The sequence below is a fragment of the Mesorhizobium sp. CA16 genome (assembly GCF_020165175.1).
Lineage (GTDB): Bacteria > Pseudomonadota > Alphaproteobacteria > Rhizobiales > Rhizobiaceae > Mesorhizobium.
The window spans coordinates 94,546-105,000 of sequence record NZ_JAIUHP010000014.1 but is presented as its reverse complement, the minus strand read 5'-3'; the positions used below and the strand labels follow the sequence as shown (position 1 = coordinate 105,000).

Genomic DNA, 10,455 nt, shown 5'->3' with positions numbered 1-10,455 from the left:
GAGGTCATAGCCGAACTCGGCAACGAGCCGCCGCTGATCGCGGATGGCCGCAGCGGTCCGCCCGACCGCCGCGAGGTCTCGGCGCGCTGGCTGTCAGGCACCTTCCTCACCGGCGTAACATCGAGCGTGTTGATGGGCGTGGCGTTGTTCGCCGCCCTTGACGGGCGCCAGCAATTGGCGACCCCGCCGGAAATCGCCGAGCTCATCGGTCTTGCCAGCGGCGGCGATGATTCCGGCGAGCAGGCAAAGACCACAAGGCTGGTGGCACCCCGACAGATCGCCCGGGCGAAGGACCGGCGGCGTATGGAAGTGTCGATGGTCACCAAGGTCGGCGACCGTGACGTTATCCACACCATGCCCTTCGTGCAGATCAAGATGGCCCTGGCCGCCGGCCACACCACCAGCCGCCCCTACCCGCCGTTCGACCCGATGCAGGTGTTCGGCGACGACGGCGACGACAACGCGCAACCCGCAACGGCCACCGCGGTCGCCGGACAGATCTACGGCGCCAAGGTCGAAAGCGAGATGAGCCTGAAGACGGTCGATTTCCCGATCGAGACGGCGTCCTTCGACGAAAAAAGCGATCTCTCCGCCGACGAGGTTGAAAAGGTGGTGCGGGACGCCGGCACCGGCTTGAGCGACGGCGCCGTCCAGGTGGCAGCACTGCACTATATCGATCCGCAGCGGTTCGGCGATGCCTTCGCCGAATCGATGGCCGGCTCCTACGACGTGAAGATCACGCAGGAAAACGTCTCGGTGGCGCCGCGTGCCACGCCGGATGACCAGACGCCTGCCTTCGCCGAGGAAATCATTCCCTTCACCAAGGATACCGATATCGCCGAGGCCTTTGCCGATTCGGGCTACACCGGCGATGACGCGACTGGCATGGCGGAGGCGATCGGCAAGCTCTTGAACGCCCCGGCGCTAAAGGCCGGAACGGTGCTGCGCGTTGGCCTCGAGGTGCGCGGCGACATCGCCAAGGTCGTGCGCACCAGCGTCTACGACAAGACCACGCACATCGTCACCATAGCGCTCGATGACCGTGGCCAGTATGTGCCGGCGCAGGAGCCGGAGCCCAATCCCGAGCTTTTGACGGCGTTCGACGATTCGCAGCCCGTCGTGGTGCGCGGCAATCTGCCCAATGTCTATGACGGCATCTACCGCACCGCCTATTCCTACGGCATGTCGAAAGCGATGACGCAGAAGCTGATCAAGCTGCTCGCTTCCGACGTGGATTTCCAGTCGCGGCTCTCGCCTTCCGACCGCCTCGAAGTGCTGTTCTCGCAACCCGACGGCGACGACCAGGCCTCCGACGGCTCCGAGCTTCTCTACGTCTCGTCGACCTTCGGCGGACAAACACGCAACTTCTATCGCTTCCAGATGCAGGACGGCAGCGTCGACTATTTCGACGAGAACGGCAGCAGCGCCAAGCAGTTCCTGCTGCGCAATCCGCTGCCCAATGGACGCTTCACCTCCGGCTTCGGCGCACGCCGGCATCCGATCCTTGGCTACGTCCGGATGCACACCGGCACCGACTGGGCAGCGCCGATCGGCACGCCGATCATCGCCGCTGGCAACGGCGTGGTCGAGAAGGCCGGCTGGGCCGGCGGCTACGGCAAGCAGATCATCATCCGCCACGCCAATGGTTACGAGACCTCCTACAATCACCAGAGCGCTTTCGCCAAAGGCATCGAGGAAGGCGTTCATGTCCGGCAGGGGCAGGTCATCGGCTATCTCGGCCAGACCGGCCTCTCTACCGGCCCGCACCTTCACTACGAACTGATCGTCAACGGCACCAAGGTCGATTCGATGCGCGTGCGCCTGCCGGTCGGCAAGGTTTTGAAGGGCGACGATCTCGTCGCCTTCAAGAAAGAGCGCGAGCGCATCGACGATCTTCTGAAGCAGGAAGACGGCAATGCGCTGAAGGTTGCCAGCGCCAAGACTGATTCGCAGCTTCCGAACTAATCTTGCTCATCGTTTGTCTTTTGCGGCCAGGGCGATGCCTGTCCGGGAACCGTGAACCAGGCGGTGAGTGAAGACAGCCCGCAAAGCAGCGCCGTGACCGCCGCGACCGCGGAGAAAGCCGAATCGCTTGCCGCAATCCTGGCCGCTTCGATATTGGCGGCCAGCCCGGAGGCCGGCGGCTCGCCGAAACCGGGCACTCCGGCGGCATTGCCGGTCATCCGCGCGTAAACCCAGGCCGCCAGCGAGCCCATCGCCGCCACCGCGATCAGGCCGCCGACGCGCGAGACCGCGTTGTTGATGCCGGATGCGGCCCCGGTATCCTTGTCCTCGACGGACGTCATGACCGCGGTCGACAGCGGCGACACGACTTGCGCCATGCCAAGCCCCATGAGTGCCATCAGCGGAAAGGTGCCGATCCAGAAATCGTGGATGCCGAAATGGGTAAGCAAGGCAAGGCCGGCGAAGGCGATGGCGACGACCATGCTGCCGCTGGCGATCGGGAAACGCGGACCGATGCGATCCGACCATTGGCCGACCGGTCCGGACAAAAGCGCGATCGACGCCGACAGCGGCACGAAGATGAACCCGACCTCGGCCTCGCTCAACCGCCAGCCGGCGATCAACAGCATCGGCAGGTAGAACAAATTGGCCGACAGCGCGAAATAAAGGAAAAACGTCGCCAGATTGGCGCCGGCAAAGGCCCTGATCCGGAACAGGCCGAGATCGATCATCGGGTCGCGCCGCCTGTGCTCGTAAAAGATGAAGACCACAAGCAGGACCACGCCGGCAACGATCGCCGGGCCCGACATCAACCCTGCGCCTTCGGCATTCATCGCCGTCAACCCGTAGGCGAGCAGGCCGAAAGCAAGCGTCGCCAGCGCCGCGCCGCCAAGGTCGAGGCTGCGTTTTTCGGTCGGCTTGTCGGCCGGCACCTTGGCCAGAAGCAGATAGATCGAGATCAGCCCAAGCGGCAGGTTGATGGCAAAGATCGCGCGCCAGACGCCATTGCCGAAAGTCGAGAGCACGAAGCCGCCCAGCACGGGACCGAGCGCCGTGGTCAGCGCCGAAGCGGCGGCCCAGATGCCGATCGCCCGGCCGCGCTCCTTCTTCGGATAGGCTTTGGCGATGATGGCCAGGCTGCCCGGCACCATGATCGCCGCACCAATGCCCTGGATGGCGCGGAAGGCGATCAATATAGCCGGATCGGGCGCCAGCGCGCAGGCGAGCGAAGCCGCGACGAACAACGCGATCCCGGCCACGAAGGCGCGCCGCAGTCCAAACCGGTCGCCGGCAGCGCCCCCCACCAGGATGAGCGCCGACAGCGTCAACGCATAGGCGTTGGAAATCCACTGCGCTTGCGCCAGGCTGGCGCCGAGATCCGCGCGCAGCGCCGGCATGGCGATCGCCAGAATCGAACCGTCGATGAAGCCGAGCGCAGAGGCGAGGATCGCAGCGACCAGCACGAATTTTCGCTGGGTCTGAGGGCAAAACGTGCCGTTCGCCCGCGCGGGCGAATGCGAATCGGCAGTGGTTTCATTCGCTGATGACATCGGAAACCTGCTTAGCCCCCTCGCGCGGGCGCAACAACAAGCCAGAGCATCGCTGTTCTTGAAACCAGATGACAGAGCATGATGCCGAAACGTGTGAAGCGGCTTTCGGACGACATCATGTTCCCTCTTTTTGATTCAGGGCCGGATGGCGAGGTGGGCTCAATCCTGATGCAAACCGCCAGCGGCATGCTAGGTTCCCCCATCATGCGTGAGAGGGGGAAGCCATGAAGCGTCCGCTCGAACCGTCGGCGGAAGGACGCGGACGCATCGTCGGCGTGACCGACGGCGTTTTCGCCATCGCGCTGACCTTGATCGTGCTGGAGATCAGGGTGCCGTCGCATGAGGCGGTGCATTCGGAAGGCGAATTGCTTGCCGCGATCCTGGCGCTTGGGCCGCGATTCCTGACTTATGCGCTGAGCTTCCTCACGCTCACCATCTTCTGGTTCGGACAGCAGGCACAGCATGGCCTGATCGCGAAATCGGACCGGCGGCTCGCGACGCTCAACCTGTGCTTCCTTGCCTTTATCGCGCTGCTGCCCTTCTCAACCGACCTTCTCGCCGATTTCCTGGCATTCAGGGGCGCGGTACTGGTCTACTGGCTGAACCTGCTGATGCTGGGCGCCACGCTGTACGCAAGCTGGTGGTATGCCGACAGGAACGGCATGATCGCCGAGGACGTCGATGCTGAAACGCGACGCACCGTCTACAAGCGGATCGTCAAGGCGCAGATTCTGTGGGCGGTCGGCGCGGCGCTTTGCCTGATCACGCCGCTGCTCAGCATAGGCTTCATCCTGCTGGTGCAGCTCATCTATGCCGCGGCGCCGCGCGCCTTACTGCTGCGTAAACTCATCGGTTGAGGTCCCGCCGACATCCGCGATTGTTGATCCGCCTACGAACTCCACCGTGACGCCCGGCGACACCAGCTTGGCAAGCTCGCGTGCATCCCAGTTGGTCAGGCGCACGCAGCCATGGCTCTCGGTTTTGCCAATCTTAGAGGGATCGGGCGTGCCGTGAATACCGTAGGTCGGCTTGTCGAGTGCGATCCAGACCGAACCGACCGGACCGTTCGGTCCCGGGGGGACGGTCAGGATCTTGTCGTTCTGGCCCTGCTTGAAATTGATGTTCGGATTGTAGGTGTAGTTCGGGTCGAGAGCGATGCGCGAGACGGCATGAATGCCGGTCGGCGACGGCGTGTCGGCCGAGCCGATGGTCGCGGGATAGGCCGCGACCAGCTTGCCGCTCCCATCATAGGCGTAGACTTCCTTCTTGGTCTTGTCAGCGATGATACGCGTTACCGGCGTCGAGACCAGCTTGCCGAAATTGGCGACCTTGATCATCGTGCCCGGGCGATTGAAGTCCACGCCCTTGTTGATCGATTTCAGATAGGTCTCGTCCATATGGAAGCGTTCGGCCAGCGCCTCGGTGACCGAGGTGTAGCACATGCAGTCGAGCTTGGCCTTCTGGCTGTAGTCCTCCGGTATCGAGGCGACGTAAGGGCCGGCCGCGTCTTCCGGCGTGATCGTGTAGGAGGCGAAGGCGTCGCCGCCCGACTGTGCGAGCGCCGCCTGGATGCCGACTGCATCGGTCGACTTCAGATTGGTACCGTTTATTTCGTTGTAGGCGGCCAGCGCCTTGTCGACATTCGAGCCGAAGCGCCCGTCGATCACGCCCGGCGAAGCGCCTCCGCGATCGAGCAGCACCTGCAAAGCGGCAACGTCCTGGCGCACACCGAGCGACAGCGACGGATCGAGCGTGGCCTTGCCACCAGTGTTCGGCGGCTGTGCCGCCTGTGCTTCCGGATTGACCTGCAGCACTTCGCCCTGGCCCGGCTGCTCCGGATCGATCGACGCCTCGTTCAGCGGCTGGCGCTTGATGGTGTCGGATTTCGGCGCCTCCGGATAAGTGGTGGCATAGCCTTCATCGTTGTTGGGCGCCGGCGGATAGGCATCGACGGAATTGTCGTCGTACTCATCGACCGGCGGGATGACACGGCCGTTCTCTTCCAATTGCCGACGGCGGAAGCGCGCCATGTCGTCGGGGTTGTCGAGATAATAGCGGTCGTCGTCTTCGGCCGGCGCACGGCCGAGTTCCTGCATGCGCATCTGCCGGCGAAGCGCGCGGCGATCGAGCCTGCTGCCCGGCGGCTGGATGGCGATCACCTTGCCGGTGTCGGCATCGACCAGCACCCGATTGCCCCTGGCGTCGTAGTAGATATCGATATTGCCGTCCTGGGCCAGCATCAGCGCACCGCGCTCAGCCGGGCGCGCAGGCCGCGCACCATCCGCGCTCGGCATGGCGAACGCACTGGAAGACACCAGCCCGGCCGCGAGTGCCGAAAGGGAAAAGATCAAGCGCAGCATGGGGGTCAAGCTCTCCGGTCGACTCGGGCTTCTGGCGGGCGAACCTTCGTCAGCAAACCAGCTAGCCAAATTAAGATTCCAACATGAACCGGGCATGAAGATGGCGGGTTTCCGGTACCTTGAGGAATATGAGCTCATGCATGTTGCCCAAAATACGCAGCGGTTCTGGGGCCGACATGCGAAACAACAGCTAAAGCGCATCGACCACATCCGTTTCGGCGCGACGCGCCTTAGCCTGCGGCAAGCCCCAATTCCTTACGTGCCTGTCTGGTCAGCTTGAGGACGACCAGGCGATGGCTCTCGCGCAGATAGTCCTCGAGTGCCGCATCATCCATGCTTTGGCTTGTCTGACGCTGGATCCATTTCATGCCACGCGAGGCGAGATAGGGCGCCGGCCGGCAGCCCGGCTGATCCTTCAGCACGTCATAGGCCATCTCGGAACATTTGAAGGTGACGAAGAGCTCACCGCCCTCGTTCCAGCCGCCGATGGCGAACACCTTGCCGCCGACCTTCCAGACATGGGCGCCGCCCCACTGAACGACATGCGTCGTGGCGGGCAATGAAGCGCAGAAGCCGTTGTAATCGTCGAGCTTCATCAAGTCCTTCGCGGTCACCGAATCGGCAGCCGATTATGCGCAATCACTGCGAATAACAAAGCGCGCCGCACCATACGATGCGACGCGCTTCGCGTCATTCAAGCTCGCCCGAAATCAGGCGGCGGCTTCCGTCGCCACCACGGTCGGCTTCGAGCGGAAGTTCAACCGGTCGGAGCCGGCGGTGACCTTGACGGTCGAACCGTCGAGAATCTCGCCGAGCAGGATCTGCTCTGCCAGCGGATCCTGCAGCTCCTTCTGCATCACCCGCTTCAGCGGTCTGGCGCCATAGGCCGGATCGTAGCCCTTCGACGCCAACCACTCGATGGCGTCGTGATCCAGCGACAGCGCGATCTTGCGGTCGGTAAGCAGGTTCTCCAGCCGCTTGAGCTGGATCTCGACGATGCGGTCCATGTCCAGCCGGCGCAGCCGGTGGAACAGGATCACCTCGTCGACGCGGTTGAGGAACTCCGGCCGGAACGAGGCCTTCACCACGCTCATCACCTCGTCACGCACGGCGTCGACATCCTGGTCGTCGCTGAGGTTGACCAGATACTCGGCGCCAAGATTGGACGTCATGATGATCAGCGTGTTGCGGAAGTCGACCGTGCGGCCCTGGCCGTCGGTCAGCCTTCCGTCGTCGAGCACCTGCAGGAGCACGTTGAACACGTCCGGATGCGCTTTCTCGATCTCGTCGAACAGCACGACCTGATAGGGCCGGCGACGCACCGCTTCCGTCAGCGCACCGCCTTCCTCATAGCCGACATAGCCGGGAGGCGCGCCGATCAGCCGGGCGACGGAGTGCTTCTCCATGAACTCCGACATGTCGATGCGCACCAGCGCCGTCTCGTCGTCGAACAGGAAGCTGGCCAGCGCCTTGGTGAGCTCGGTCTTGCCGACGCCGGTCGGTCCGAGGAACATGAACGAGCCGATCGGCCGGTTCGGATCCTGCAGCCCGGCGCGGGCGCGGCGCACGGCCTTGGACACCGCCTGCACGGCTTCGCCCTGGCCGACGACGCGCTTGCCGATCTCGTCTTCCATGCGCAAGAGCTTCTCGCGCTGCCCCTCCAGCATCTTGTCGACCGGAATGCCGGTCCAGCGCGACACGACATGCGCGACGTGGTCGGGCGTGACCACCTCTTCCACCATGCCGGTCTTGCCGTCCTGCGCCTCGGCTTCCTTGAGCTTCTTCTCGAGCTCCGGGATCTTGCCATAGGCAAGCTCGCCGGCGCGCTGGAACTCGCCCTTGCGCTGCGCTATCGCCAGTTCGTTGCGCGTCTCGTCGAGCTGTTTCTTCAGGTCGGCGGCAAGGCCAAGCTTCTGCTTTTCGGCCTGCCACTTGGTGGTCAGCTCGCTCGATTCCTCCTCGAGATCGGCGAGTTCCTTCTCCAGCCTGGCAAGCCGCTCCTTCGAAGCCTCGTCCTTCTCGACCTTCAGCGCCTCGCGCTCGATCTTGAGCTGCATGATGCGGCGGTCGATCTCGTCCAGCGCCTCGGGCTTGGAATCGACCTGCATGCGCAGCCTGGACGCCGCCTCGTCGACCAGGTCGATCGCCTTGTCCGGCAGAAAGCGGTCGGCGATGTAGCGGTTGGAAAGTGCTGCCGCCGATACAAGCGCGGAATCGGAGATGCGCACCTTGTGGTGCTGCTCGTATTTCTCCTTCAGGCCGCGCAGGATCGAAACCGTGTCTTCCACCGTCGGCTCGTCGACGAAGACGGGCTGGAAACGGCGGGCAAGCGCGGCATCCTTTTCGACATGCTTGCGGTATTCGTCGAGTGTGGTCGCGCCGACGCAGTGCAATTCGCCGCGCGCCAGCGCGGGCTTCAACAGGTTCGAGGCGTCCATCGCGCCGTCCGCCTTGCCGGCGCCGACCAGCGTGTGCATTTCGTCGATGAACAGGATGATGTTGCCGCTGGCCGAGGTTACCTCGTTGAGCACGGCCTTCAGCCGCTCCTCGAACTCGCCGCGATATTTGGCGCCGGCAATCAGCGCGCCCATGTCGAGCGCCATCAATTGTTTGTCCTTCAGCGATTCCGGCACGTCGCCATTGACGATGCGCAGCGCCAGGCCCTCGGCAATCGCCGTCTTGCCGACGCCCGGTTCGCCGATCAGCACGGGATTGTTCTTGGTGCGCCGCGACAGCACCTGGATGGTGCGGCGGATCTCGTCGTCGCGGCCGATGACCGGATCGAGCTTGCCGGCGCGGGCGTCGGCGGTGAGGTCGCGCGCGTATTTCTTCAGCGCGTCGTAGCCTTGCTCGGCGCTGGCCGAATCGGCGGTGCGGCCCTTGCGGATGTCGTTGATCGCCTGGTTGAGCGCCTGCGCGGTGACGCCCGCCTTGGACAGGATGTCGGCGGTCTTGGCCGACTTTTCCATGACAAGCGCCTGCAGCAGCCGCTCGACGGTGACGAAGCTGTCGCCGGCCTTCTTGGCCAGGTCCTCGGCGGTTGAGAACACCTTGGCCAGCGGCTGGGCGAGGTAAAGCTGGCCGTTGCCACCTTCGACCTTGGGCATCGCCTCGAGCGCCGTCTCGACGCCGAGCTTGACGTCGCGGACATTGCCGCCGGCGCGCTCGATCAAGGATGCGGCGAGGCCCTCGTCATCGTCGACGAGCACCTTCAGTATATGTTGGGGCGTAAATTGCTGGTGGTTGCGCGAGAGCGCCATGGTCTGCGCGGACTGGATGAAGCCGCGCACGCGCTCCGAGTATTTTTCAAGATTCATTCGCTGTCTCCTTCCATCACCGGCCCACTTTGCGGCACCGGATCAGATTGCGGTGACGGACCCGCTCAAAAGAGCCGAGCCCTGTTCAGCCGAGATATGGTGTATGGGCCACGGTCCCTCAAGACGCCTTGATGTCGATCAATGCAGAATATTCCCAGGCGCGCATAACAAAAACGGCGGAGATTTCTCTCCGCCGTCAGCGATGCTTGAAATGCCGTCTGGATCAGTTGTTTGCGTCGGCAGCTACAGGCTCGCCGGGGGCTTCGTTGACAACAGGTGCCGGCTCGCTGGCGGCAGGCTCCCTCGCCTGGTTCGCCTCTTCGGCCGGCTTGGCGCCGACCTCGTCGCTATCGTTCGCAGCGTTGCGCGTTTCGCCTGAACTCTCAGGACTGGAACCTTCGGGGCTCGAGCCCTCCGGCTGGTCGCTCTGCCCGCCACCGGCTTGGTCGGCATAGCTGCCGCGGGGACGCCGCGGACGCCGCGGACGGCGGCCGCCATTGTCCTGGGCGGCTTCGTTGAGCTCGGCCTGTGCGGCAAGGGCGGCCGGCGAGAAACTGTCGAACTGCGGCGCCTGCACGGCCTGTGAACCAGCCTCGCCGGTCGCCTCGGGCTGCGCCTGTCCCTCATTGCGGCGGTTCTGGTCGAACTGCTGGCCGCCCTGCTCGCCGCGCTGGGCGTTTTCGCCACGCTGACCGTTCTGGCCATACTGGCCGCCGCCGTTGCGGCGGTCGCGATGCCGGTCGCGGCCATTGTTGTCGCGCTGGTTGTTGTCGCGACGGCTGTTGTTGTCGCGGCCGTTTTCCTGGTTGTAGGCGAGTTCCGCCGGCGTGCCTTCGATCACTGGCTGCGGGCCGGAGCCGCTCCCCGTGCCCGGCGCATCGGCGCCATTGCCGCTGTTGTTGCCGATATTGTCGAACTCCTCGCGATCTTCGTCCATATCGTCGTCGAAGTCGTCGCGGTTCTGCTGAGTGTTCTGGATCGGCATCTGCGCCTGCGCGGCGGCAATGATGCGATTATAATGCTCGGCGTGCTGAAGGTAGTTCTCCGCCATAACCCGGTCGCCGGAGCTCTGCGCGTCACGGGCGAGTGTGGCGTATTTTTCGGCGATCTGCTGAGCCGATCCGCGGATCTTCACGTCCGGGCCGTTGCTCTCGTAGTTGCGGGTCAGGGGATTGGGCCCCTTGCGGTTGTTGTTGTTGCCACCGCCGCCATTGTTGTTGCGACCGCGCATGCGCCTGTTCTGCTGTTGTGGCCTCATTAGAC

7 protein-coding genes (1 of these 7 only partly in view) are annotated in these 10,455 nt (G+C 64.1%); 2 read left to right on the top strand and 5 right to left on the bottom strand.

The window, feature by feature from the left end:
- Positions 1 to 1,965, top strand: partial view of a M23 family metallopeptidase gene (locus LB525_RS19825; RefSeq protein WP_224546130.1) — the 3' portion only. Its footprint begins 15 nt before the window's first position; the window shows 1,965 of its 1,980 coding nt (coding positions 16-1,980); its start codon lies off the left edge, out of view; its stop codon occupies positions 1,963 to 1,965.
- Here LB525_RS19825 and LB525_RS19820 read toward each other — a convergent pair.
- A complete protein-coding gene (locus tag LB525_RS19820; protein ID WP_224546128.1) occupies positions 1,962 to 3,515 on the bottom strand; it encodes an MFS transporter in 1,554 nt (517 codons plus the stop codon). The genes LB525_RS19825 and LB525_RS19820 overlap by 4 nt on opposite strands.
- A gap of 224 nt (positions 3,516 to 3,739) precedes the next feature.
- Here LB525_RS19820 and LB525_RS19815 point away from each other — a divergent pair, with 224 nt between their 5' ends.
- Positions 3,740 to 4,372: a TMEM175 family protein gene (locus LB525_RS19815; protein ID WP_140727543.1), complete on the top strand. Its 633-nt coding sequence runs from the start codon at positions 3,740 to 3,742 to the stop codon at positions 4,370 to 4,372.
- On the opposite strand, the gene LB525_RS19810 is transcribed toward LB525_RS19815, so the two are convergent.
- The 4 genes from LB525_RS19810 to LB525_RS19795 form a co-directional block, all read right to left on the bottom strand.
- Positions 4,346 to 5,875 (bottom strand): L,D-transpeptidase family protein, encoded by a 1,530-nt coding sequence (locus tag LB525_RS19810; RefSeq protein WP_224546125.1) that lies wholly within the window; start codon positions 5,873 to 5,875, stop codon positions 4,346 to 4,348. The two genes, LB525_RS19815 and LB525_RS19810, sit on opposite strands and share 27 nt — an antisense overlap.
- A 230-nt stretch (positions 5,876 to 6,105) precedes the next feature.
- Entirely contained in the window at positions 6,106 to 6,471 is a 366-nt protein-coding gene (locus tag LB525_RS19805) for an MmcQ/YjbR family DNA-binding protein (protein WP_140543607.1), read from the bottom strand.
- A 114-nt stretch (positions 6,472 to 6,585) separates the two neighbouring features.
- Complete coding sequence (gene clpB / locus LB525_RS19800) at positions 6,586 to 9,192, bottom strand: ATP-dependent chaperone ClpB (RefSeq protein WP_224546105.1); 2,607 nt, start codon at positions 9,190 to 9,192, stop codon at positions 6,586 to 6,588.
- A 223-nt stretch (positions 9,193 to 9,415) separates the two neighbouring features.
- Positions 9,416 to 10,423 (bottom strand): DUF4167 domain-containing protein, encoded by a 1,008-nt coding sequence (locus LB525_RS19795; protein ID WP_224546102.1) that lies wholly within the window; start codon positions 10,421 to 10,423, stop codon positions 9,416 to 9,418.
- Positions 10,424 to 10,455: the final 32 nt, after the last annotated feature.

What these genes read in the sequence shown, in the direction of transcription:
- LB525_RS19820 (WP_224546128.1), bottom strand. Translation starts at nt 3,515, where the DNA reads ATGTCATCAGCGAATGAAACCACTGCCGATTCGCATTCGCCCGCGCGG.
- LB525_RS19815 (WP_140727543.1), top strand. Translation starts at nt 3,740, where the DNA reads ATGAAGCGTCCGCTCGAACCGTCGGCGGAAGGACGCGGACGCATCGTC.
- LB525_RS19810 (WP_224546125.1), bottom strand. Translation starts at nt 5,875, where the DNA reads ATGCTGCGCTTGATCTTTTCCCTTTCGGCACTCGCGGCCGGGCTGGTG.
- LB525_RS19805 (WP_140543607.1), bottom strand. Translation starts at nt 6,471, where the DNA reads ATGAAGCTCGACGATTACAACGGCTTCTGCGCTTCATTGCCCGCCACG.
- clpB (WP_224546105.1), bottom strand. Translation starts at nt 9,192, where the DNA reads ATGAATCTTGAAAAATACTCGGAGCGCGTGCGCGGCTTCATCCAGTCC.
- LB525_RS19795 (WP_224546102.1), bottom strand. Translation starts at nt 10,423, where the DNA reads ATGCGCGGTCGCAACAACAATGGCGGCGGTGGCAACAACAACAACCGC.